Annotated in this window: 26 protein-coding genes; 12 read left to right on the top strand and 14 right to left on the bottom strand. The window is 73.0% G+C overall.

Going from position 1 to position 22,831, the window contains the following annotated elements; translation table 11 throughout:
- The first annotated feature begins 11 nt into the window (after positions 1–11).
- From xylB to V6V16_RS21990, 3 genes are all read left to right on the top strand, one after another.
- Positions 12–1,460, top strand: a complete 1,449-nt coding sequence (gene xylB / locus V6V16_RS22000) for a xylulokinase (protein ID WP_334564870.1) — start codon at positions 12–14, stop codon at positions 1,458–1,460.
- A 40-nt stretch (positions 1,461–1,500) separates the two neighbouring features.
- Complete coding sequence (locus V6V16_RS21995; RefSeq protein WP_334564868.1) at positions 1,501–2,604, top strand: DUF5925 domain-containing protein; 1,104 nt, start codon at positions 1,501–1,503, stop codon at positions 2,602–2,604.
- A gap of 62 nt (positions 2,605–2,666) precedes the next feature.
- The gene (locus tag V6V16_RS21990; protein ID WP_334564866.1) at positions 2,667–4,091 is read left to right on the top strand and encodes an MFS transporter; all 1,425 of its coding nucleotides are present in this window, start codon (positions 2,667–2,669) and stop codon (positions 4,089–4,091) included.
- Between the two features lie 47 nt (positions 4,092–4,138).
- Here the strand turns inward: V6V16_RS21990 and V6V16_RS21985 are convergent, their stop codons facing one another.
- From V6V16_RS21985 to V6V16_RS21965, 5 genes are all read right to left on the bottom strand, one after another.
- The gene (locus V6V16_RS21985; protein WP_334564891.1) at positions 4,139–5,815 is read right to left on the bottom strand and encodes a glycoside hydrolase family 13 protein; all 1,677 of its coding nucleotides are present in this window, start codon (positions 5,813–5,815) and stop codon (positions 4,139–4,141) included.
- A gap of 60 nt (positions 5,816–5,875) precedes the next feature.
- On the bottom strand, positions 5,876–6,922 hold the full coding sequence (locus V6V16_RS21980; RefSeq protein WP_334564864.1) for a LacI family DNA-binding transcriptional regulator: 1,047 nt from the start codon (positions 6,920–6,922) through the stop codon (positions 5,876–5,878).
- 67 nt (positions 6,923–6,989) lie between these two features.
- Entirely contained in the window at positions 6,990–7,958 is a 969-nt protein-coding gene (locus tag V6V16_RS21975) for a carbohydrate ABC transporter permease (RefSeq protein WP_334564862.1), read from the bottom strand.
- A 1-nt stretch (position 7,959) separates the two neighbouring features.
- Positions 7,960–9,009: a carbohydrate ABC transporter permease gene (locus V6V16_RS21970; RefSeq protein WP_334564860.1), complete on the bottom strand. Its 1,050-nt coding sequence runs from the start codon at positions 9,007–9,009 to the stop codon at positions 7,960–7,962.
- A gap of 70 nt (positions 9,010–9,079) precedes the next feature.
- A complete protein-coding gene (locus V6V16_RS21965) occupies positions 9,080–10,423 on the bottom strand; it encodes an ABC transporter substrate-binding protein (protein ID WP_334564858.1) in 1,344 nt (447 codons plus the stop codon).
- A gap of 246 nt (positions 10,424–10,669) precedes the next feature.
- On the opposite strand from V6V16_RS21965, the gene V6V16_RS21960 reads away from it, so the two are divergent.
- Positions 10,670–11,443 carry a M23 family metallopeptidase gene (locus tag V6V16_RS21960; protein WP_334564856.1) on the top strand — a complete coding sequence of 258 codons (774 nt, stop codon included), beginning with the start codon at positions 10,670–10,672 and terminating at the stop codon, positions 11,441–11,443.
- Between the two features lie 63 nt (positions 11,444–11,506).
- Here V6V16_RS21960 and V6V16_RS21955 read toward each other — a convergent pair whose 3' ends face one another.
- The 5 genes from V6V16_RS21955 to V6V16_RS21935 all read right to left on the bottom strand — a co-directional run bounded on the left by V6V16_RS21955 (position 11,507) and on the right by V6V16_RS21935 (position 13,950).
- On the bottom strand, positions 11,507–12,016 hold the full coding sequence (locus V6V16_RS21955; RefSeq protein ID WP_334564854.1) for a TspO/MBR family protein: 510 nt from the start codon (positions 12,014–12,016) through the stop codon (positions 11,507–11,509).
- A gap of 156 nt (positions 12,017–12,172) precedes the next feature.
- Complete coding sequence (locus V6V16_RS21950) at positions 12,173–12,316, bottom strand: GPGG-motif small membrane protein (protein WP_165947907.1); 144 nt, start codon at positions 12,314–12,316, stop codon at positions 12,173–12,175.
- Positions 12,307–13,083, bottom strand: coding sequence for a metallophosphoesterase family protein (locus tag V6V16_RS21945; protein ID WP_334564852.1), 777 nt, complete (start codon positions 13,081–13,083; stop codon positions 12,307–12,309). The genes V6V16_RS21950 and V6V16_RS21945 overlap by 10 nt, the downstream gene beginning before the upstream one ends.
- Positions 13,084–13,093: 10 nt before the next feature.
- Entirely contained in the window at positions 13,094–13,369 is a 276-nt protein-coding gene (locus tag V6V16_RS21940) for a hypothetical protein (RefSeq protein ID WP_334564850.1), read from the bottom strand.
- On the bottom strand, positions 13,366–13,950 hold the full coding sequence (locus V6V16_RS21935) for a nucleotidyltransferase (protein WP_334564849.1): 585 nt from the start codon (positions 13,948–13,950) through the stop codon (positions 13,366–13,368). Before V6V16_RS21935 ends, V6V16_RS21940 begins: the two co-directional genes overlap by 4 nt.
- 155 nt (positions 13,951–14,105) lie before the next feature.
- On the opposite strand from V6V16_RS21935, the gene V6V16_RS21930 reads away from it, so the two are divergent.
- From V6V16_RS21930 to V6V16_RS21915, 4 genes are all read left to right on the top strand, one after another.
- Positions 14,106–14,855, top strand: a complete 750-nt coding sequence (locus V6V16_RS21930) for a dTMP kinase (RefSeq protein ID WP_334564847.1) — start codon at positions 14,106–14,108, stop codon at positions 14,853–14,855.
- Positions 14,856–14,995: 140 nt separating this feature from the next.
- Positions 14,996–15,910, top strand: a complete 915-nt coding sequence (locus V6V16_RS21925) for a MurR/RpiR family transcriptional regulator (protein ID WP_334564845.1) — start codon at positions 14,996–14,998, stop codon at positions 15,908–15,910.
- Positions 15,907–16,863, top strand: coding sequence for an N-acetylmuramic acid 6-phosphate etherase (locus tag V6V16_RS21920; protein WP_334564843.1), 957 nt, complete (start codon positions 15,907–15,909; stop codon positions 16,861–16,863). The genes V6V16_RS21925 and V6V16_RS21920 overlap by 4 nt, the downstream gene beginning before the upstream one ends.
- A gap of 444 nt (positions 16,864–17,307) precedes the next feature.
- On the top strand, positions 17,308–18,297 hold the full coding sequence (locus V6V16_RS21915) for a sigma-70 family RNA polymerase sigma factor (RefSeq protein WP_334564890.1): 990 nt from the start codon (positions 17,308–17,310) through the stop codon (positions 18,295–18,297).
- A gap of 75 nt (positions 18,298–18,372) precedes the next feature.
- Here the strand turns inward: V6V16_RS21915 and V6V16_RS21910 are convergent, their stop codons facing one another.
- A complete protein-coding gene (locus V6V16_RS21910) occupies positions 18,373–19,347 on the bottom strand; it encodes a C40 family peptidase (RefSeq protein ID WP_334564841.1) in 975 nt (324 codons plus the stop codon).
- A 525-nt stretch (positions 19,348–19,872) separates the two neighbouring features.
- Here V6V16_RS21910 and V6V16_RS21905 point away from each other — a divergent pair.
- Positions 19,873–20,355, top strand: coding sequence for a DUF6232 family protein (locus V6V16_RS21905; protein WP_334564839.1), 483 nt, complete (start codon positions 19,873–19,875; stop codon positions 20,353–20,355).
- A 50-nt stretch (positions 20,356–20,405) separates the two neighbouring features.
- On the opposite strand, the gene V6V16_RS21900 is transcribed toward V6V16_RS21905, so the two are convergent.
- Both V6V16_RS21900 and V6V16_RS21895 read right to left on the bottom strand, forming a co-directional pair.
- Positions 20,406–20,735 carry a DUF3817 domain-containing protein gene (locus V6V16_RS21900; RefSeq protein WP_334564837.1) on the bottom strand — a complete coding sequence of 110 codons (330 nt, stop codon included), beginning with the start codon at positions 20,733–20,735 and terminating at the stop codon, positions 20,406–20,408.
- Between the two features lie 26 nt (positions 20,736–20,761).
- The gene (locus V6V16_RS21895; protein WP_334564835.1) at positions 20,762–21,190 is read right to left on the bottom strand and encodes a hypothetical protein; all 429 of its coding nucleotides are present in this window, start codon (positions 21,188–21,190) and stop codon (positions 20,762–20,764) included.
- Positions 21,191–21,310: 120 nt separating this feature from the next.
- On the opposite strand from V6V16_RS21895, the gene V6V16_RS21890 reads away from it, so the two are divergent.
- The 3 genes from V6V16_RS21890 to V6V16_RS21880 are packed head-to-tail and all read left to right on the top strand — an operon-like array spanning position 21,311 to position 22,527.
- A complete protein-coding gene (locus tag V6V16_RS21890; RefSeq protein ID WP_334564889.1) occupies positions 21,311–21,634 on the top strand; it encodes a DUF6158 family protein in 324 nt (107 codons plus the stop codon).
- Complete coding sequence (locus tag V6V16_RS21885) at positions 21,634–21,954, top strand: hypothetical protein (RefSeq protein WP_334564833.1); 321 nt, start codon at positions 21,634–21,636, stop codon at positions 21,952–21,954. The genes V6V16_RS21890 and V6V16_RS21885 overlap by 1 nt, the downstream gene beginning before the upstream one ends.
- A 36-nt stretch (positions 21,955–21,990) precedes the next feature.
- Positions 21,991–22,527 (top strand): DUF1360 domain-containing protein, encoded by a 537-nt coding sequence (locus tag V6V16_RS21880; RefSeq protein ID WP_334564832.1) that lies wholly within the window; start codon positions 21,991–21,993, stop codon positions 22,525–22,527.
- 60 nt (positions 22,528–22,587) lie between these two features.
- On the opposite strand, the gene V6V16_RS21875 is transcribed toward V6V16_RS21880, so the two are convergent.
- Positions 22,588–22,797, bottom strand: a complete 210-nt coding sequence (locus tag V6V16_RS21875) for a hypothetical protein (RefSeq protein ID WP_334564830.1) — start codon at positions 22,795–22,797, stop codon at positions 22,588–22,590.
- Positions 22,798–22,831 lie beyond the last annotated feature (34 nt).

Raw genomic sequence — 22,831 nt, 5'->3', positions numbered from 1 at the left:
GGCCGGCGCAGATGGCGATCGTCGCGGGGGTCGACTCCTCGACCCAGTCGTGCAAGGTCGTCGTCCGGGACGCGGAGACCGGCGCCCTGCTGCGGCAGGGCCGGGCGCCGCACCCGGACGGCACCGAGGTCGACCCGGCGGCGTGGTGGTCCGCGCTGGGCGCGGCGGTCGACGCCGCGGGCGGGCTGGCCGACGTGGCGGCGGTCTCCGTCGCCGGGCAGCAGCACGGCATGGTCTGCCTCGACGAGGCGGGCAAGGTGGTCCGGCCGGCGCTGCTGTGGAACGACACCCGCTCCGCCGGGGCCGCCGCCGAGCTGGTCGAGGAGGCCGGCGGCGGGGAGCCCGGCCGGCGGTTCTGGGCGGAGGCGGTGGGCAGCGTGCCGGTGGCCAGCTTCACCGTCACGAAGCTGCGCTGGCTGGCCCGGCACGAGCCGGAGCACGCGGCCCGGGTGGCGGCGGTCTGCCTGCCGCACGACTGGCTGACCTGGCGGCTGGCCGGCGCGCCGGGCCTGTCGGCGTTGCGCACCGACCGGGGCGACGCCAGCGGCACCGGCTACTGGTCCCCGTCCACCGGCGACTACCGGCTCGACCTGCTGGAGCGGGCGTTCGGCCGGCGGCCGCACGTGCCGGCCGTGCTGGGGCCGGCGGAGCGGGCCGGCGCCGTGCGCCCCGACGCCCTCCGGGGCCTGCCCGACGGGGCGGCGCTCGGTCCCGGCACGGGGGACAACGCCGCCGCCGCGCTCGGCGTCGGCGCGGGCCCCGGCGACGTGGTCGTGTCGATCGGCACCTCCGGCACCGTGTTCAGCGTCGCAGACGCCCCGGCGGCCGATGCGAGCGGCACGGTCGCCGGCTTCGCCGACGCCACCGGCCGCTTCCTGCCCCTGGTCTGCACGCTCAACGCCGCCCGGGTGCTCGACGCCGCCGCGTCGATGCTCCGGGTCGACCTCGACGAGCTGGCCGGGCTGGCGCTCGCCGCCCCCGCCGGCGCGGACGGGCTGGTCATGGTGCCCTACCTGGAGGGCGAGCGGACGCCCGACCGGCCGCTGGCGTCCGGTGCCGTGCACGGGCTCACCCTGCGCAACTCGACGGCGACCCACCTGGCGCGCGCGGCCGTCGAGGGGCTGCTCTGCGCCCTCGCCGACGGCCTCGACGCGCTCACCGCCCAGGGCGCCACGGTGCGCCGGGTGATCCTGGTCGGCGGGGGCGCGCGCTCGGCGGCGGTGCGGCGGATCGCGCCGCAGGTCCTCGGGGTGCCGGTGGTCGCCCCGCCGCCCGGGGAGTACGTGGCCGACGGCGCCGCGCGCCAGGCCGCCTGGGTCGCCCTGGGCGGGGCGGCGCCCCCCGCGTGGTCCGTGGCGGGCACCGAGGAGTACGACGCCGTCCCCGTCCCCGCCATCCGGGAGCGGTACGCGGCGGCCCGCGGGCACTTCCTCGACCGGCTCGGCGCGGTGGCGGGGTAAAGGACTGTACGGCCCCGCGCCGGCTCGGGATCATCGACGGATGCGAACCACCCCCGAAGCGGACGAGGCGCCCGGCACCGGCATCCCCTCCATGCTCCAGTACGACGACGCGGACACCCCCTGCGACGTCATCGACGCGCTGGTCCTGGCGGACTTCGTCACCGGCCGGCATCCGTGGTCGCACACCGTCCGGCTCTCCCGGGTGCGCCCCGACGCGCCGCTGACCGCCCCGGACGGGCGGCTGCTGCGCACGGCCGTGGAGAACCGGCAGCGGTCCCGCCTGCTGGCGGGTGACGGTTGGACGGCCCGGGTGGTCACCTGGAAGGGGCGCGGCGCGGAGGTGACGGTCACGGCGGTCTCCGAGGAGGTGGGACGCTCGGCCCTCGGCCGGATCGTCGACGACGCCGCCGAACCGGAGGACCCGGGCGCCGGGCGGATCGGCTTCTGGCACCAGAACCCCCGCCGGGGCAGCCAGCGCGACGTACGCGCCATCGCCGCGCCGGAGTGGGCGCGGATCCGGCCGAACTACGCCGCCGCCGCCCGCGGCGGGCTCGACGCGCTGATGGCCACCACCCCGGAGCACCTCTCCGGCCGGCTGGTGCTGCTGCACGGGGCGCCCGGGACGGGGAAGACGACGGCGCTGCGCGCCCTGGCCCGGCAGTGGCGCGACTGGTGCCAGGTCGACGCCGTGCTCGACCCGGACGTCCTCTTCGCGGACACGGCGTACCTGTCCGAGGTGGCGGTCGGGGACGAGGACGGCGAGGAAGGGCCGGGCCGCCGCTGGCGGCTGCTCATCCTGGAGGACTGCGACGAGCTGATCCGGGGCGAGGCGAAGCAGGCCGCCGGCCAGGCCCTGTCCCGGCTGCTCAACCTCACCGACGGGCTGCTCGGGCAGGGGCGTGACGTGCTCGTCGCGATCACCACGAACGAGGACCTGTCCCGGCTGCACCCGGCGGTGGTCCGCCCGGGGCGCTGCCTGGCCCGGATCGAGGTGGGCCCGCTGTCGTACGAGGAGGCGACCGGTTGGCTGGGCACGGCCGCGGGGGTGCCGCCGCAGGGCGCCACCCTCGCCGAGCTGTACGCGCTGCGCGCGGGGGCCCCGGCCACGCCGGCCGTCCCGCCCGCGATCGGCGGCTACCTCTGAGCGGCCCGGCCCGCCCGCGCGTCGTCACCCGCTCGTGACCTGACCCTGGTTGGCTGCCGCACATGACCTTGACCAGGGGCGGGCCCGGGCGGGCGCGGGGCGGGGCGGCCGCGCGCCGGTTCTACAGCGTCGTGGTCTTCGTGCTGCTCGCCTCGCTCGACAACGTGGCGATCGGCCTGGTCCCCCCGCTGTACGGGCCCATCTCCGACGCCTTCGACGTGCCGCGGCGGCTGCTCGGCCTGGTCACCGCCGCGAGCTTCCTGGCCAGCGCGGTGGCCGCGGTCGGCTGGGCGTACGTCGGCGACCGCGCGAACCGCAGGCCGCTGCTGGTGATCGGCACACTGATCTGGGCGCTCGGCACGGGCGGCAGCGCGGTCGCGGCCAACTATCCGGCCTTCCTGGCCGCGCAGATCCTGGCCGCGGTCGGGCTCGGGGCGGTCGGGTCGGTCGGCTTCTCGGTCGTCACCGACCTGATCTCGCCCCGCCGCCGAGGTCTGGTGATGAGCTTCTGGGGGCTCTCGCAGGGCGTCGGCACGCTGGCCGGCACGCTGGTCGGCGGGCTGCTCGGGGCGGCCGACTGGCGGCGGCCGTTCCTGGTGCTGACCGTGGTCGGGCTGGCGGCGACCGTCGCCTACCTCTTCACCTACGACATCCGGCGCGGGCAGAGCGAGCCGGAGCTGGCCGACGCGCTCGCCACCGGCGCCGAGTACGACTACCGGATCAGCCGGGCGGACCTGCCGAGGATCCTGGGCCGGCGGACGAACCGCTGGCTGATCCTCCAGGGCCTCACCGCGCAGGCGGCCTTCGGGTCGCTGGTCTGGCTGCCGGTGCTCTTCGCCGAGCGGGCCGAGGACCAGGGCTACTCCGCCGCCACCGCCGTGGTCGTGGGCAGCGTCTTCGCCACCCTGTTCCAGCTCGGCGGGGTGCTCTCCATCGTGGGCGGGCTGGTCGGCGACGCGCTGCAACGGCGTACGCCCCGGGGCCGGGCGCTGGTCGCGGCGGTGGGCATCCTCGCGGCGCTGCCGTTCTACCTGGTCCTCTTCTTCGTGCCGGTACGCATCGACGTGCCGGACGGCGCCGGCGCCGGGTCGGTGGTGCGGGCGGTGCTGGCGAGCGTGTTCACCGAGCCGACGGTCGGGCTGAGCCTGCTCACCGCCGTGGTGGCGCTGGCGCTCACCTCGGCCAACTCGCCGAACTGGTTCGCCCTGATCGCCGACGTCAACCCGCCCGAGCACCGGGGCACCGTCTACAGCCTCGGCAACCTGGTCAACGGCGTCGGCCGGGCGGCCGGCAACGGACTCGTCGGGGCGGCCTTCCACGCCCTGCGGGGGGCCTTCCCGCCGCCGCTCAACTACGCCGTCGGGCTGGCCGCCTCCCAGCTCTTCTTCATCCCGACCGGCGTCATGTACTGGCTGGCCTCGCGCACCTCCCCGGGGGACATCGCCGCCGTGCGGGACCTGCTGCACGACCGCGCCGACCGGCTGTGAGGTCCCCGGGCCACGCGCCGCGTCGCCCGGGGACCTCAGCCGCGGGGTCAGGCCGGCCGGACCCAGACCGTCACGTCGGTGGGTACGGCGCCGTCGGCGTCCAGCGGGGCGCTGGCGTGCACCAGCTCGGTCCCGGCGGGCAGCGGCACGGCCGCGTCGCCGAAGTTGGTCAGCACGGTCAGCCCGCCGTTGCGGAACGACAGCACCTCGTCGCCCGAGGCGAGCCACTCCAGCGTGCCCTCGCCGAGCCGGTGCTCGCGGCGCAGCCGCAGCGCCGCCCGGTACAGCTCGTACGTCGAGCCGGGCGCGTCGCGCTGCCGGTCCAGGGCGTACTCCGCCCAGAGCGACGGCTGCGGCAGCCAGCTCGCGTCGGTCGGCCCGAAGCCGTACGACGGGGCGTCGGCCTCCCACGGGATCGGCACCCGGCAACCGTCCCGCCCCCGCTCGGTGTGCCCGCTGCGGACCCAGGTCGGGTCCTGCCGGGCCTCGTCGGGCATCGTGGTGTGCTCCGGCAGGCCCAGCTCCTCGCCCTGGTAGAGGTAGGCCGAGCCGGGCAGCGCGAGCATCAGCAGGGTGGCCGCCCGGGCCCGGCGCAGGCCGAGCGCGGCGTCCGGCTGCGGGTCGCCGATGCCGATGCCGTTGGGACGCTTGCTGCCGACGGGGAGCCCCAGCCGGGAGGCGTGCCGGACCACGTCGTGGTTGGAGAGCACCCAGGTGGTCGGGGCGCCGACGGCGTCGGTGGCCTCCAGCGAGCGGGTGATCACGGCGTACTGGGCCGGGGCCGTCCACGCCGCGAGCAGGTACTCGAAGTTGAAGGCCTGGTGCATCTCGTCCGGCCGGACGTAGCGGGCCAGCCGCTCGGCCGGTTCGACCCACGCCTCGGCGACCAGGATCCGCTCGCCCGGGTAGCCGTCCAGCAGCCGCCGCCAGTCCCGGTAGATGTCGTGCACGCCCTCCTGGTCCCACATCGGCGGGCGCGGCTTGTCGATCTCCTGACCGGAGAGAATCTCCTGCGGCTCCTGCCAGTCGGCCAGGTCCGCCTGCTTGATCAGGCCGTGCGCCACGTCGACCCGGAAGCCGTCCACGCCCCGGTCGAGCCAGAACCGCAGCACCCCCAGGAACTCCTCCCGGACCTCGGGGTTGTCCCAGTTCAGGTCGGGCTGGCCCGCGTCGAACAGGTGCAGGTACCACTGGCCGGGGCGGCCGTCGGCCTCGGTGACGCGGGTCCACGCCGGTCCGCCGAAGACGCTGGTCCAGTCGTTCGGGGGCTGCGCGCCGTCGGAGCCCGCTCCGTCGCGGAAGACGTAGCGGTCGCGCTCCGGGCTGCCGGGGGCGGCGGCGAGCGCCGCGGTGAACCACCGGTGCGCCGACGAGGTGTGGTTGGGCACCAGGTCGACGATGACCCGCAGCCCGCGCGCGTGCGCCCCGGCGATCAGCCGGTCGGCGTCGGCGAGGGTGCCGAAGAGCGGGTCCACGTCCCGGTAGTCCGCCACGTCGTACCCGGCGTCCGCCTGCGGGGACGGGTAGAACGGCGAGAGCCAGAGAGCGTCCACCCCGAGTTCGACGAGGTGGTCCAGGCGGGCCGTGATGCCGGGCAGGTCACCGATGCCGTCGCCGTCGGAGTCGGCGAAGGAGCGCGGATAGACCTGGTAGATGGTGGCCCTGGTCCACCAACCGGTGGCCGGGTCGGCGGGGCTTTCCTGCTGGGGCGGGTTGCTGTTCAGGGCCTTCTCCCGTGGGTCGAGCCGGACGGTCGGATGCCGCCCGGGCGTCGGCGGTCCCCGTCAGTGTGCCCGGGGCGGTGCGGTCGATTCACGCACGACAAGTCGAGTGGGCAGGATCACCGGCGAGCCGGGCGTGTCGGGGCGCCAACCGACGGTCGGCGGGAGGGACTTGCCGTGCAGCGGATCGAGCAGGATCCGCGCGGCGAGCCGGCCCTGCTCCGCCGCCGGCTGGGAGATCGTGCTCAACCCGAGGACGCCGGCCAGGTCGTGGTCGTCGACGCCGATCACGCTGACGTCCTGCGGCACCCGCAGGCCGGCGTCGCGCAGCGCGGTCATCGCCCCCATCGCCATCTCGTCGCAGGCCGCGAAGATGGCGGTCGGGGGTTCGCCGCGCCGCAGCAGCTCCTCTGTGGCCCGCGTGCCGCCGCCGATGGTGAACTGCGACTCGACGTCGAGCATCGGCTCCGGTTCGATGCCGGCGGCGCGCAGCGCGTCCCGGTACCCCCGCCGCCGGTCCAGGTGGGTAGTGTGGGCGAGCTCGTCGTCGGGGTCGCCGCTGATGTGCGCGATCCGCCGGTGGCCCAGGTCGAGCAGGTGCCGGGTGGCGCTGCGGGCGACGCCCACGTCGTCGATGCGTACGCAGGGCCAGCCGGGGACCACCGTGCCGGAGCTGATGGTCACCCCGGGCAGGTCGAGCTTCGCCAGGGCGGCGAGGTCGGCGGGGCGCAGCGGGGTGGCGACGAGGATGACCGCGTCCACCCGCTTGTGCAGGTTGGCGGTGCGCAGCACCCGCTGGCGAATCTGCTCCCGGCCGCCGAGGTTGTAGAGCAGCAGGTCGTAGCCCGCCTGCTGGAGGAAGCTCTCGACCGCCTCGACGACGGTGCCGAAGAACCAGCGGGTGATCCGGGGCACCACGATCGCGATCGTGCCGGTGCGCCCGCCGGCCAGCCGCGAGGCGCTCGGCGAGACGGCGTACTCCAGCTGCTCGGCCGCCGCGAGCACGCGGCGCCGGGTCGCGGCCGAGACCGTCGGGAGCCCTCGCAGCGCCCGGGACACGGTGGCGGTGGAGACCCCGGCCAGGCGTGCGACATCATCGATCCTCGTCACCGTATCCCCGCTCCCCGCTCCGCCCGGCTCCGCCGCCGCCGGTGGGCCCGGCGGCGGCGGAGACGCCTCAGCCCTTGACGCTGCCGGCGAGCAGGCCGCGCACGAAGAAGCGCTGGAGGGACAGAAAGACGATCATCGGTACGACGATCGAGACGAACGCGCCGGCGGTGAGCCGCTGCCACTCGTTGCCCCGGGTGCCGGCCATCTCGGCCAGCCGGACGGTGAGCGGAGCGGTCTCGTTGCCGCCACCGGCGAAGATCAGCGCGACCAGCAGGTCGTTCCAGACCCAGAGGAACTGGAAGATGCCGAACGCGGCCAGCGCCGGGGTGATCAGCGGCAGCACGATCGAGCGGAAGATCTTCGGGTGGGTGGCCCCGTCGACCCGGGCCGACTCCATCAGCTCCCCGGGCAGTTGCGAGATGAAGTTGTGCAGCAGGAAGACGGCGAACGGCAGCGCGAAGCAGGTGTGCGCGAACCACACCTGCGCGAACTTCTGTTCGTCGACCAGGTCCCAGGCCGGCATGACGGTGACCCCGCCGATGGTGACGCCGGTCGAGAAGAACTTCAGCAGCGGCACCAGGGCCATCTGAAGCGGCACGATCTGCAGCGCGAAGATCGCGATGTACATCCAGTCCCGGCCCCGGAAGTTGATCCAGGCCAGCGCGTACGCGGCGAGGGCCGCGAAGGCGAGCGGGAAGAGCACCGACGGAATGGTGATCGCCAGCGAGTTGATGAAGTAGCTGGCGAGCTGCCCCGACGACGAGGAGCGCCCGAACAGCACCTCCTGGTAGTTCTCCAGGGTGAACGACGGGTTGGTGAAGAAGTTCCACCACCCGCTGCTCTTGATCTCGTCCTCCGGCCGGACCGAGGAGATGAACAGGCCGAAGGTGGGGATGGTCCAGAGCATCGCGATGACGATCGAGACGAGGGTCGCGGTGCGGCTGTTCAGCCGCCTGCGGACCCGTCCGGCGGTGCTGGTGCCACGGCCGTCGGTCTTCTGGGTGCCGGCGGCGACGGTGGGCGTTGCGGTGGTCATCTCAGCCCTCCCGCTGCTGACGGAGGTTGCGGATCTGGTAGATCACGATCGGGATCACCAGGATGAACAGGAAGACCGCCAGCGCCGAGCCCTGCCCGTTCTGGCCGTACCGGAACGCCTGGTTGTACATCTCGTTGGCGATCACGCTGGTGTCGTAGTTGCCGTTGGTCGACGTCCGGACGATGTCGAAGACCTTGAGGGTGGCGATCGACAGCGTCACCACGACCACGATCAGCGCCGGCCGGATGCTCGGCATGGTGATCTGCCAGAACATCTGCCACGGGGTGACCCCGTCGAGCCGGGCCGCCTCCACGATGTCGGCGGGGATCGCCTTGATCGCGGCGGAGAGCACCACCATCGCGAAGCCGGCCTGGATCCAGACCATGATCACGATCAGCAGCAGCGTGTTCAGCGGCGAGTCCAGCAGCCACTGCCTCGGTTCGCCACCGAGGCTGACCACGATCTGGTTGAGCAGGCCGATCTGCTCCTGTCCCTCGCCCCGGTAGGCGTAGACGAACTTCCAGATGATGCTCGCGCCCACGAAGGAGATCGCCATCGGCAGGAAGATCAGCGACTTGGCCACCGCCTCGAACCGGGCCTTGTCCACCATCACGGCGTAGAGCAGGCCGAACGACGTGGCCACGAGCGGGACGAGGAGCACCCAGACCAGGGTGTTGACGAGCACCCGGACGATCGAGTCCTCGGAGAACATCCAGCCGTAGTTGCGCAGCCCGACCCAGTCGTTGCCGCTCGCGTCCATCAACGAGAGCAGCGTGGTGCGGATGGCCGGGACCACCAGCCCGATGGTGAGCAGCAGCAGCGTCGGCAGCAGGAAGAAGAGCGCGAACAGGCCCTCCCGTGGCTTGCGCCGGCGGGGGAGCGGGGCGCCGCTCGCGGCGGCGGCGATGATCTGCCCCTCCCGTCGGCGGGCGAACCAGGCCGGCACCACGTCGAGGAGCAGGAGCAGACCGCCCACCACCGCGACGAAGGCGACCAGCCCGTACATCAGCATGAGGAACTTCGGCTGTTCCGCAGCGAAGTCGAACTCCATCGACCCTCCCAGGTCTCTGATCAGCCGGGTGGGCCGGCCCGCGTGCGCGGACCGGCCCACCCGGTTCAGATCACTTCCAGCTGCCCTCGATGCCGTCGAGGACCGTCTTGGTGTCCTTGCCGTTGATCCACGCGACCATGCCCTTCCAGAACGTCCCCGCGCCGACGGCCGCCGGCATCAGGTCCGAACCGTCGAAGCGGAAGACGGTGGACTTGTCCTGGAGGATCTGGACGGAGAGCTTGTCGACGGGGTTGGCGACGTTGGCCAGGTCGAGCTTGTTGTTCGCCGACACCCAGTCACCGATCTTGGCCCGGCTGTTGGCGTACTCACCCGAGGCGAGGTAGGTCTGCACGGCCTGGATCTCGGGACGGTCGGCGAAGGCCGCGACGAACTCGCCGCCGCCCAGCACCGGCTTGCCCTTGCTGGCGTCGATGGCCGGGAAGTAGAACGCGAAGACGTCGCCGTCCTCGGCCACCTTGGTGCCCTTCGGCCACTGGTTGGCGTAGAAGGACGCCTGGCGGTGCAGCGCGCACTTGCCGGTGGTCACCGGCACGCCGGCCTCCTGGAAGGAGGTGGTGGCGATGCTCTTCACACCGCCGAAGCCGCCGTTGACGTACTTCTCGTTCTTGAGGATGGTGCCGGCCCGGTCGAGGGCCTCGGCGACCTTCGGGTCGTTGAACGGGATGCCGTGGGAGACCCACTGGTCGTAGACCTCGGGGGTCTGCGTCCGCAGCATGAGGTCCTCGACCCAGTCGGTGGCCGGCCAGCCGGTGCCCTCACCGGACTCGATGCCGGCGCACCACGGCTTGGTGCCGGCCGCCGCGATCTGGTCGCTGAGCTTGATCAGTTCGTCCCAGGTGGTCGGGACCGTCCAGCCCTTCTCCTTGAAGGTCTTCGGCGAGTACCACACGAAGGACTTCACGTTGGAGCCGAGCGGGGCGCCGTAGAACTGGCCGTTGACGGTGCTGTACTTCAGCCAGTCGGCCGGGTAGTTCTCCTCGGCCATCTTCTTGGTGTCGGCGCTGGTGGGCTTGAGCTTGCCCGAGTCGACGAAGCGCTTGAGCAGACCCGGCTGCGGGATGAACGCGAGGTCGGGGGCGTTGCCGCCGTCGACGCGGACCGGGAGCTGGGCCTCGAACTCGCCGCTGCCCTCGTGGTCGATCTCGATGCCGGTGCAGTCCTCGAACTGCTTCCAGGACTCCGCGAGGCGGTCGGCCTCGACGTCCCGGATCGACGAGTAGATCGTGACCTTCTTGCCGTCGTTGTCGCCGTACTTCTCGTATGCGGCGCACTCCGCGGAGCCCCCCGCGGAGTCGCTCTTCTTGTCGTTGCCGGTGCCGCAGGCCGTGGCGCTCAGCGCCAGCCCCAGTACGCCGGCGATCGCGAAAGCCTGGCGTGATCTGGCAAACGCCATGCCGTTCTCCTTCCTTGCCGGCGCGTCAGGGATCGAACCCGCGCCGGTCCGATGGGCGTCACCACATGTAAGCGTTTGCATCTGGTGCGGTCCACCCCTAACCGGACACGAGCGAGTAACAATCCGGAAACCCGTAGGCCCCCTAATGGGCGCGCTCCCACGCGGGAATTCAGCCCTTTCCATCGATGGCATTTTCTGTCACGCTGACACAACCCGATCGAAGGATTTCGACATAGGAGGTGTTGGATGGGCAAGCGGTGGTTCGGCCTGCTGGCGGCTGGTCTGCTGGTGGCGGGCGTGCTGGTGCCGGCGGCCCCGGCGATGGCCGCCCCCACGTTCAAGGTCCCGTTCCCGTGCGGGCAGTCCTGGTCCGGGCAGACCCGGACCAACCACAGCCCGGCGTACTCGCTCGACTTCAACCGCACCGACGACCTCGGCGACCCGGTGGTGGCGAGCGCGCCCGGCACCGTCGACCGGGTCACCGACCTCGGCGGCACCAGTTACGGAAAGTACGTGCGGATCAACCACGGCGGTGGGTACAGCACCTACTACGCCCACCTCAACGGCTTCAACGTCTCGGTGGGGCAGTCGGTCGGCTACGGCAAGGTCATCGGCTGGGTCGGCAGCACCGGTGGCTCCACCGGCCCCCACCTGCACTACGAGCAGCGCCTCAACGGCGCCGACATCCAGGTGCGGTTCAACGGGGCGCTCGCCCTCTACTGGGGCACGAAGAACTACTCCAGCGACAACGGTTGCGGCAGCAGCGGCGGCGCCGGCACGGTCGACACCAGCGGGACGCCGCTGACCGTCCGCTCCGGGCCGGGCACCGGGTACTCCGCCGTGGGCACCGTGGCGGACGGCGCCCGGGTGACCATCCAGTGCCAGACCAGCGGCACCAGCGTCACCGGCACCTACGGCACCAGCACGATCTGGGACCGGATCGGCTCCGGCCGCTTCATCTCCGACGCGTACGTCTACACCGGCCACGACGGGTACATCCCCGGCGTGCCCCGCTGCTGAGCGGGTGACGGGGCTCCGGGCGTGCCCGGGGCCCCGTGCCGTCGCCGCCCGGCCCGCCGCCGGTCAGCCGTTCAGCCGCCAGATCGCGAAGTTCAGCGCGGCGGCGAAGGTGACCCAGGCCCAGTACGGCAGCATCAGCAGCGCCGCCGGGCGGGAGACCCTCCGGAAGAGCGCGGTCGTCACGCCGATCGCCACCCACATCAGCAGGATCTCGGCGAACGCCAGGCCGTAGCGGCCGGCGCCGAAGAAGAGCGGCGTCCAGATCGCGTTGAGCACCAGCTGGACGACCCAGGCCCAGAGGGCCGGGCCGAAGCCGACGCGGCGCCAGACCAGCCACCCGGCCACGGCGATCAGCGCGTAGAGCAGGCTCCAGACCGGGCCGAAGAGCCAGGACGGGGGAGCCCAGGCGGGCTGTTCCAGGCTGGCGTACTCGGCCGAGGTGCCCCGCACGCCGAGCCCGCCGATCGCGGCGGCGACGAAGACGGCCGCCCCGAAGCCGAGCAGGGCCCACCACCGCCGTGCGCCACCCCTACGGTCGGCGCCCGTCCGGCCGGCCCCCCGAGCAAGCTCCATGGTCGAGATGTCTCCGCTGCTGGCGGCGGTAAACCCCGGGGAGCCCTCCAGACACGAACACCGGGGTCGTCATGTCCGGGCGCCCCTGTCGGGAGGACGGAGCTCCGGTCACGACGACCCCGGTGGGTCCTCGATCGGCGGCCTGTAGCCGCCTCGTCAATTGAAGATGCTCACACCACCCGGCCCGACGAGCAGGCCGACCACGATGAGGACCACGCCCCACAGGATCTGCCGCCGGAACAGCGCGAGGATGCCGGCGACCACGAGTACGACTGCGAGAATCCAGAGAATCAGCTCCATGGTTGCTGAATACCCGAGCCGCCGACGCGGGAAACCTGCTCTTGATCGAGGTGCTCGCCCAGGTGGAAGACGCTGTAGGCCTGCTTGATCACGGGGTGGGCGACGTTGCGGACGCGGACCCCGCCGGGCGTGGTGCCCCGCTCGCTGCCGGCGTGCGCGTGCCCGTGCAGGGCCAGCGCGGTCGGCGCCGAGTCGATCGCCTGACCGAGCTGGTACGACCCCAGGAACGGGTAGATCTCCAGCGGTTCACCGGCGAGCGTGTCCGGCACCGGGGAGTAGTGGGTCAGCGCCACCAGCACGTCGCAGTCCAGGCCGCGCAGCGCGGCGGAGAGGGCGTCGGCGCTCTGCGTGGTGGTCCGGACGAACGCCTTCATCTCCGGCTCGCCGAAGTCGCTGGCGCAGCGGCCGGCGAAACCCCCGCCGAACCCCTTCACCCCGGCGACGCCGAGCCGGCCGCCGGCGCACTCCAGCACGACCCCGTCGCCCTCCAGCACCGTGATCCCGGCCTCCTCCAACACCTTCACCACCTGCGGCACCTGGTCGCACTGGTGGTCGTGGTTGCCCAGCACCGTCACCACCGGCACGCCGAGCCCGCCGAACTCGGTGGCCACGCACCGGGCCTCGGCCTCAATGCCGTGCCGGGTGAGGTCGCCGGCGAGCAGCAGCACGTCGGCGTGCTCGGGCAGTTCGTCCAGTGCCGGCCGGAACCGGCCGACCACGTCCTCGTCCAGATGCACGTCGCCCACGGCGGCGATGCGGATCACCATGGAACCCTCCTCAGGGCAGTTGCTCGATCTCCGTGGGCGCCTGCGCGCGGATCACCCCGATGTCGCTGGTGACCGGCACGTCCGGGAAGCGCGCCGCCACCCGGCGCAGGATCTCCTCCCGACGCTGCGGGCTCTCCACCTCGCCGTAGAGCACGAGGCCGCGTTCGCTGCGGACCACGGTGATCCCCTGCTCGGCCACGTCCGGATCCTCGGTGAGCATCCGGTGGACCTCGGCCTCGACGTACTCGTCGGGCGGCCCGGTGGCGACGTCGCGGTGCTCGGTCACGGTGTCCCCTCTCCCTCCGGGGTGCCGGATTGCGGCACCACGTCCAGCCGGTCCAGCAGCACCAGGAACGCCTCCGCGTACGGCGAGTGCTGCGTCTCCTTGCGTACCCGTTCCCAGTCGATCTGCTCCCGCAGCGAGCGGGCCAACGGCAGCCCGCGGGCGAAGTCGCAGTAGTGCTGCGAGAAGCTGAGCAGCTTGTGCACCATCAGCTGGGAGGCGGAGAGGACCGGCATGTGGATCGCGTCGACCGGCCGGACGACCGTGTCGGCGAACGTCTCCTCGGTGACCGGGGTCTCGATGGGCCGGTGGATCAGGTCCACCATGCGGCCGTCGTCGAAGACCTTGACCAGCCAGTCCTCCGGCGGCCGCTCGGCGGTGAAGCCCGCCGCGACCAGGGCCTCCAGGGAGCGTTCCACGTCGACCTCGCGGATCAGGAAGTCGACGTCGTGCTCACTGGAGTGACCCCCGTGGGCGTACACGGCGAAGCTGCCTCCGAGCGCGAAGGGAATCTCTTCCTGCTTGAGCACGGCGGCGACCTTCTTCAACGTGTGCACCAGGCTCTCGTCCCCGCGCTCTGCCATTGGCGTCTCCCGTCGACGGTCGTGGGCGGCTGATCCAACTTCGGTACCCGGCTTGCCGGTGGGCCACACCTGGCAGGAGGCACGGGTGGTCACAACCGGGAGGAGGCGGCACAAATCTCCGGGGACGCGAGCGCGGGTCGGATAGCCTGTGCAGAGTGTCCAGATCACCGCAGGCGCGGCGCGGCAGGGCCCGATTGCGTGCCGTCGCCCTGATCGGCATCGACGGCTCGGGCAAGACCACCCAGGCGCGCCAGCTCGCCGACGCGCTGACCGCGGCGGGACGCCCCGCCACCTACCACCGCAACGCCGGCGGCCGGCGCTGGCTGGGCCGGCTGGCGCACCGACTCGGCCGGCCGGACGCGCAGCGGCTCGTCGGGCGCGGCGGCCTGCTGGCGGTGGAGTCCGTGCTGCGCTGGCTCGCCATCGCCGCCGCACTGCTCGCCTGCCTGGCCACCGGCCGGGTCGCCGTGATGGACCGCTACTCCGCCTGCCAGTACGCGAGCATCCGCGCGCACGGGGGGCAGCGCTGGGAGCGGCTGGCCCGGGTCGGCTACCGGATGTTCCCGCGACCGCAGGTGACGTTCCTGCTCGCCGTCGACCCCGCCGAGGCGTACCGGCGGATCGAGCAGCGCGGCACCGACCACGAGAGCATGGGATATCTGGCCGCGGCGGACGCGGCGTACCGGAGCCTGCCGGAGTACCCCACCTTCGTGGTGGTCGACGCCGGGCGTCCGCCCGAGGAGGTCTCCCGGCAGATCCGGGACCATCTCGCGGACTGGATGGTCGACGGCCGCGCCGAGCCGGTCCGGTTCCCGGCCGCCGACGGGCGCGGATCCGCTCGGCCGGGCCTCGCGCCCGCGCCGACGGGCGTGGAACCGGTCGCGGCGGGAGGGCTGACCGCCTGAGCCGCCGCGACCCGGCGGGGGGAGACGGCGGCGGCTCGGGGTGGCACGCTGGACCCGACGGCGGGCCCGGGCGGGCAGTACTTTCCCGAATACGGGGAGTCATGGTTGACGCTCACGCTTCGTGAAAGTAAGTTTCATCCGTGGCGAAGAGTCCGAAGATTTCTGCGAGTCACGAGCCGGGTGGGCTGATCGTCCACGTCAGCGGCCTGCTCCCGTCGTTGTCGCCGGCCGAGCAGCGGGTCGCCCGGCTGGTGGTCGCCGACCCGGCGGACGCCGCGCGTCGGACCATCACCGACCTCGCCACCGCCGCCGAGACGTCCGAGGCGACCGTCATCCGGTTCTGCCGCTCGGTCGGCATGAACGGCTACCCGCAGCTGCGGATCCGGCTCGCGGCCGAGGCCGCCCGCCGGATCGAACCGCCGGACGCCCGGGTCGTCGGCGGCGACATCCCGCCCGGGGCCGACCTCGCCCAGATCATCGCGACCATCGCCTTCAACGACGCGCGGGCCGTCGAGGAGACGGCGGAGCAGCTCGATCCGGCGATCTGCGAGCAGGTCGTCGACGCCATCGCGGGGGCCGGCCGGATCGACGTCTACGGCGCGGGCGCCAGCGGCTTCGTCGCCTCCGACTTCCAGCAGAAGCTGCACCGCATCGGGCGCACCGCCTTCTACTTCCCCGACGTGCACACCGCCCTGACGTCGGCCGCGCTGCTCGGGCGGGGAGACGTCGCGGTCGGCATCTCGCACACCGGCACCACCTCCGACGTGGTCGAGGTGCTCGAGCAGGCGCGGGCCCGCGGCGCCGCCACGGTGGCGCTGACCAACTTCCCCCGGTCGCCGATCACCGAGGTGGCCGACTTCGTGCTCACCACGGCCGCCCGCGAGACCACCTACCGCTCCGGCGCGATGGCGAGCCGGCTGGCCCAGCTCACGGTCGTCGACTGCCTCTTCGTCGGGGTGGCCGCACGCAACCGGTCCCGGGCCAGGAAGGCGCTCGAGGCGACAGCCGAGGCGGTCCGGTCGCGCCGGGTCGGCCCGGGACGGAGGCGGTCATGACGGCGGGTGCGGTGGAACCCCACGGGACGACGACCCCGGTGGCGGCCCGGCCGGTGATCCGGGTCGGCGCGCCGACGGAGCGGCGCAACCCGCTCAGCGCCGACCTCGACCTGATGTCGACCCGGGACGTGCTCTCGGTGATCAACGAGGCGGACCGCCGGGTGCCCGCGGCGGTCGCGGCCGTCCTCGACGAGATCGCCGCGACGGTGGACCTGGCGGTGACCGCCCTGCGCGGCGGGCACCGGGTGCACTACTTCGGGGCGGGCACCTCCGGCCGCCTCGGCGTGCTCGACGCGGCCGAGCTCGCCCCCACCTTCAACTCCCCCCGGCACTGGTTCTGCGCCCACATCGCCGGCGGGCCGGCGGCCATGTGGCGGGCGGTCGAGGACGCCGAGGACGACGACCGGGGCGGCGCGGCCGAGGCCGCGGAGTGCGTCCGGGCCGGCGACCTGGTGGTCGGACTCGCCGCCAGCGGGCGCACGCCGTACGTCCTGGGGGCGCTCGCCGCTTCGCGGGCCAAGGAGGCCGCGACCGTGCTGCTCTGCGCCAACCCGGAGGCGAAGGCCGCGGGGTCGGTGGACGTCTTCATCGGCGTGGACACCGGGCCGGAGGTCGTCACCGGATCGACCCGGATGAAGGCGGGCACCGCGCAGAAGCTGGTGCTGAACACCTTCTCCACGGCCGTGATGGTCCGGCTGGGCCGGGTCTACTCGAATCTCATGATCGACATGGTGGCCACCAACGCCAAGCTCCGGGGCCGGATGATCTCGATCCTGATCGAGGCCACGGGCTGCTCGGAGGAGATCTGCCGGCGGGCGCTCAACGAGGCCGACGGCGACATGAAGGCCGCGCTGGTCTCGCTCGTCTCCGGGGTCGAGGTATCCGCCGCGCGGGCCGCCCTGGCGCGCGCGGCCGACCAGGTCCGCGGCGCCCTGGCCCTGCTCGCCTCCTGAATCGGCCCGGCCCCGCCGGCCGCCTCCCGGCCACCCCTGCGAGCCCCGTCACGTACCGGCATGGATCCGCGGCGCGGATTGTTCCCCCAGGGGCGGGGTATTACCAAGGGCGTGGATGAACCGACCGGTCCGTCGACGGGTGTTCGACAGTGACCGGCATCGCAGCGCGGCGGTGACCCGGGTCGCTGCGGCCGTGGGGCGGACGGTGTTGCCATGTTCCGGCAAGCGGCGACGCGGGTGTCCGCCGCCCCCGTGGGGTGCCCGCCGAAGAGCCGCCACCTGGGGTGCTGACAGCAAACATGGACCGCGCTCTCAGCGGATTATCAGGCATTCGTGACAACTTCGACTCACGACATGGAATCCCCGACGCGTCTCAACTGTTGTGTAGGTGTCAGCACCGGTGGGCACAGCGGAAGTTACGGGGGAGGGCTGATGGACGTGGGGATGGCAAGGAACCGGGCAACCGGCGCTAGCGAGGGGACCGTGGGCAACGTGGACAAGAACATCGGCATGCGAACCGACGAGGTTGCCGAGGAGCGCGACCTGGTCGGCGTCTACCTTCACGAGATCTCCCGGACGCCGCTGCTGGACGCCGCCAAGGAGGTCGATCTCTCCAAGGCGATCGAGGCCGGCCTCTACGCGGAGCACCTGCTGGGCGAGGAGCGCGTACCCGCCGGGTTCGAGCGGGACGACCTGGAGCGGCTGGTGGCCGAGGGCGAGCGGGCCAAGGACCTGTTCATCCGGGCCAACCTGCGGCTGGTCGTGTCGATCGCCCGCCGCTACGTCCGCTCGGGCATGCCCATGCTCGACCTGATCCAGGAGGGCAACACCGGCCTGGTGCGGGCGGTCGAGAAGTTCGACTACGTGCGCGGCTACAAGTTCTCCACCTACGCGACCTGGTGGATCCGCCAGGCGATCAGCCGGGCGATCGCCCAACAGGAGCGCACCGTGCGACTGCCGGTGCACCTGGTCGAGGACGTCAACCGGATGCGCAACGTGGCGCGTCAGCTGACCCGCGAGCTGGGCGGCGACCCGGAGCCGGAGCAGATCGCGGCGTCCCTCGGGGTCACCGTCGAGCGGGTCAACGAGCTGGTCCGCTGGTCGCAGGACACCGTCTCGCTGGACACCCCGGTGGGCGACGACGGCGACACCAACCTGGGTGACCTGGTCGCCGACAGCGACGCGCCGTCGCCGGAGGAGATCGTGCTCACCGGGCTGGAGCGGCAGCGGATCGAGGGGCTGCTCAACCACCTCGACGACCGTTCGGCCGGCATCATGCGGGCCCGCTACGGGCTGGAGGACGGCCGTGAGCACTCCCTGACCGAGGTGGCCTCGCGCTTCTCGCTCTCCCGGGAGCGGATCCGGCAGCTGGAGATCCAGGCGCTCGGCCGGCTCCGCGAGCTGGCCCGGGCCGAAGGCCTCCAGGCGGCCTGAGCAGGGTAGGAAAGCGGCGAACGGCCGGCGTCCGATTGGGGGCGCCGGCCGTTCGCCGTCGTGACCGTGCTCGGCTCAGCGGACCCGGCCGTAGCCCTGGATGGGCATCAGGTTCATGCCCCGTTTGAGCACGTTGCGCCCGGCGCTCGGCGCGTCGATCACCTGGCCGCCGCCCACGTAGAGGGCGACGTGCCCGAGCCCGCTGTAGAAGACGAGGTCGCCGGGGCGCAGCTCGCCCCGGCCGATGTGGGCGACCGCGCCCCACTGCATCCGGGTGTTGTGCGGCAGGGACTTGCCGGCCGCCCGCCAGGCCGCCGAGGTCAGGCCCGAGCAGTCGTAGCCGTTCGGCCCGTCGGCGGCCCAGACGTACGGCTTGCCGATCGCGCCGTACGCGTACCGCACCGCGACGCCGGCCCGGCCGGAGATCGCCGGCGCGTCGTTCGCCGCGTCGGGTCGGGGGGCGGGCTTCTCGGTGGCGCTCCCGTACGCCTGGCGGCGCAGCTCGTAGAGCCCGGCCAGGTCCCGCTCGATCCGCTTCTTCGCGGCGGTCATCTCGCGCGCCTGGACCGCCTGCCGGCCCAGCGTGACCTCCAGCTGGGTCTTCTGGCCGATCAGCTTGCGCTGGTTGCCGGTGAAGGTCGAGATCTTCTCCTGCCGCTGCCGGGTGAGCTGGTCGAGCATGCCGATGCGCTCCAGCAGGGTGTCGGCGCCACCCGGGCGCAGCAACGCGTCCGCGGCGGTCAGGTTGCTGCCGGTCTTGTAGGCCGTGACGGCCAGCTCGCCGACGTCCGCCCGGCTGCGCTCGGTCTCCTGCTCCAGCGGGCCGATCCGGGTCTGCAGCCGCGCCACGGCGGCCTGGTTGGTCTTGATCTCCTCGCGGAGCTTGTTGTACGCCTCGACCACCTTCTCCAGCTCGGTGGAGGACTTCTCGATGCGCCGGGTCAGCTCGGCGGGGGACGGTTCGGCCCGGGCCGGCACCGCCGGCGCGAGCAGCGTGGCCGACACCACGGCGACCGCCACGGCGCGCAGCGTTTTCCTGAGGGACGACAAGAGCGGAAGGCTCCTCTCCCACCGGCCGCCGCGGGCTGCTGACGCCCTCGGCGACACCGGGCCGGTGCGTCCTGGTGGACGGCGATAGACCGGGTCCGGCCCGGACAACCTATCCCGGGGCAGGAGTGATGCGCAGTTGAAGCAGGGGCGAATGTTGGCCGAGTGGCGGAACCCGCCGACCGGCGCGGACACGCGAGCACGCTTCGCGGACGCGCTTCTCGTCGCGTTCGGGGCGGTACGCGGCATTCGTCGTTGTCGGCGGATGTCGGCGGAGGCTGGGTGGTTATGACCGACAAGCCCGACTCGGGCGGCCTTACCGGGCGGACACCCGCCCGAGCACGCGGACCTCGGGCGGTGAATCCCCACCCCTCCTGGCGCCTGGGTCACAGAATGAACCGCGGAGCCGGGAATCCCGTCGGCCAGCACCGATGCGCGACCGTCGGCGAGGGCGCCCCCGGCACACCAGCCGCGGGAGGTGCAGCCGTGAACCCTCAGGGCACCACACGACGGACGTGGCCACCCCGGGTGGCCCCGGGGAGGAACACGCTCCTCTACGCCCGGCCCGGGATCATCGTGACGGTCGACCGGTTCACCGTCGGACGCAACAGCTGGCAGGTGACCGAGCTGACCGACCTGCAGACGGGGCGCGGCCCGCACGACCCGGTGGCGATGCGGGCCGTCGCCGTGACCGGGGCGATGATCGGCGGGGTCGGGCTCCTGCTCGGCTTCAGCGGAGGGTTGCAGCGGCTCACCGCCGGCGCGTACCTCCTCCTCGGCGCGGTCTTCCTGCTGCCGGTGCTGGTCGCGGTGGCGGGGGACCGGTGGCGACCGCCGGCGTACGAGCTGTGGGGCCGGCGCCGGGGCGAGCGGGTGCTGCTGTTCAGCAGCGACGACGAGCGGCAGTTCGGCCAGGTCGCCCGGGCCCTGCGCCGGGCCCGCGAGATGCACCGGTACGGCGGCTGGGAGGACCCGCTCGCCACGGTCGACCCGTGGCGGCCGAACCGGTGACCCCCCCGGGCGCCCGGCGCCGCCCGGGGCGGCCGTCCGGTCGGGCCCGGTCAGCCGGCGACCGGCTCCGGGGTGCGCTCGGCCCGCTCGGCGGTCAGCCAGCCGCTGACCCGGCGTTCGGCGTAGAAGGAGACGAACGGCACGGTGCCGGCCAGCATCACCAGGACCATCCGCTTCAGCGCCCAGCCCGCCCGGCGGGACAGGTCGAAGGCGGCGACCAGGTAGACCATGTAGAGGAAGCCGTGCGCCTGCCCCACGGTCTCCACCAGGATCGGGTTGTCGAAGCCGTACTTCATCGGCATGCCGATCACGACCAGCAGGATCAGCGCCACGCCCACGATCCAGGCGATCACGCGGTACCGGGTCAGCGCTGCGCCCACCGTCGTCCGTCCCTTCGTCCCCGGTCTCAGCCGGGGTAGTCGCCGGGCTTGGCGCCCGGATTGTCGTTCAACCATTGCAAATAGCGGTTGTACGCGGCCAGGTCGGCGTCCTCGCCGACGGCGGCGGTGCCGGCCGCGCGCGCGACCCGCACCGGCCGGCGTACGACCGGGCGCGTCGCGGTGCCCGCCGGAGCCTCGGCCGTGCGCGTCGCGGCGGCGGCCGACGCCTGGTCGGGAGACGTAGCCGGCCCGCGCAGCGTGTGCCGGACCTCGCGCCACCACACGAAGACCACGAAGCCCGCGAAGATCGGCCACTCGACGGCGTAACCCCAGCTGATCGCGTTGCCGGCGGCGGCCCGGCTGACCTGCCACCAGCCCAGCCCCAGGAAGGCGGTGACCAGCACGACCATGGCCACGTGGCGCGCGATCCACGCCGGGGTCCAGAGCCGTTTCATGGCATCGAGAGTACCGGGGGGCGCGGGAGTCTCCGACGGGGTGTCGTAGTCACGGATGGTTTGGTGCCATCCGGTGTGGGCATCCGTCTAGACGCGAGGCCAAACCAGACCAGGGGGTCGATCATGACGGGATCGGTACGGCAGGACGACTTCGGCAGCCCGGAGCAGCGGATGCCCGAGTGGGACGGCGACAACGTCCACGACAGGGCCTCGGGCGAGGCGGACTCGCCCGGCGAGCTGCTCGGCGTGGACCCGGCCGAGCTGGACGACGAGGACCTGATCCGGGAGATGCAGAGCCTGCACCGCACCCGCCTGGACACCCTCCGGCACGCTTCGGACTCCGCGCTCGCCAACCACCTGCGGCGCACTGCGGAGCTGGAGACCGAGTACCTCGCCCGCCACCCCGGGCGCGAGGTCGACCCGCACCGGCTGCGGGACGCGTGATGGCGTCCGCCGAGCGCGGCATGTCCGCGCCGCCGGAGGTGGTGTTCAGCACCGCCACCGATCCGGCCCGGGCGTCGGCGTGGCTGCCCGAGCCGCTGCGGGTCGACGGCAGCCCGGCGGAGGAGGTCAGCGCCGAGGAGCTACGGGCCCGGTGGAGCGCGGCCGACGATTGGTCGGCCGAGATCCGGGTGGAGCCCGCCCAGGCCGGTGGCGCCCGGGCGCGCCTCGACCTGACCGGCGGGCCGGACGCCGTGGGGCTCGCCGACCAGGCGTTGGACAGCCTGGCCCGCGAGGTGGCCGACAACCTGCAGGCCGGCTGAGGCCGGACCGCACGAACCAGACATCGAGGAGACCGGGTGACCGCCCTGAAGGAAAAGGTGGCGCGACTGCGCCAGGCGTACGCGCCCCACGAGCATCGCCCGCTCGGCGGGTATCTGGTGTCGATGGGCACCTACACGGGAGTGGCCGCCGGGATCGCCGGGCTGGTGAAGGTGACCGGCCGACCGGTGCCGGAGCGGCCCGCGCCGGCCGACGTGGTGCTGCTCGGCATCGCCACCCACAAGCTGAGCCGGCTGCTCACCAAGGACGCGGTTACCAGCCCGCTGCGCGCGCCCTTCACCCGGTACGACAAGCCGATCGGCAGCGGCGAGGTGATGGAACAGGTCCGGGACCAGGGCAGCTCCACCCGGCACGCGATCGGGGAGCTGCTGAGCTGCCCGTTCTGCCTGGCCGTCTGGGTCGCCACCGGGCTGACCGGCGGGCTGGTGCTCGCCCCCCGGCTGACCCGGCTGGTGGCCACCGCGCTGACCGCCGTGGCCGTCTCCGACTTCCTCCAGATGGCGTACGCGGTGGCCCAGCGGGCCGCCGAGGGCGACGGGCACGACGAGGACTGAGCGCGCGACGGGAGGGGGGCCGGCGGTTCGCCGGCCCCCCTCGTCGTGTCGGTGCGGCGATCAGGTCGGGGTCGTGCCGTGGTCCTCGCCGGCCCAGCCGCGGGACGTCTCCGGCTCGCGCTCGTCGGCGTCGGCGCCGGTGATGATGTCCCGGTCGACGGCGGTGCGGTCGTGTTCGTTGGCGAAGTCCGGCTCGGGCAGGGTGTCCTGGCCCTCCGGGGGTTGACCGAGCGCCGGCAGCTCCTCGTGCCGCTCCTCGTGATGGGGCATCTCGCTCTCCTTCTTCTCGTCGGCGCCGTCCTCC

Source organism: Micromonospora sp. CPCC 205561 (assembly GCF_036906775.1).
In the GTDB taxonomy this organism is placed as follows: Bacteria; Actinomycetota; Actinomycetes; order Mycobacteriales; family Micromonosporaceae; genus Micromonospora.
This window is presented reverse-complemented; position numbering and strand designations above follow the sequence as displayed.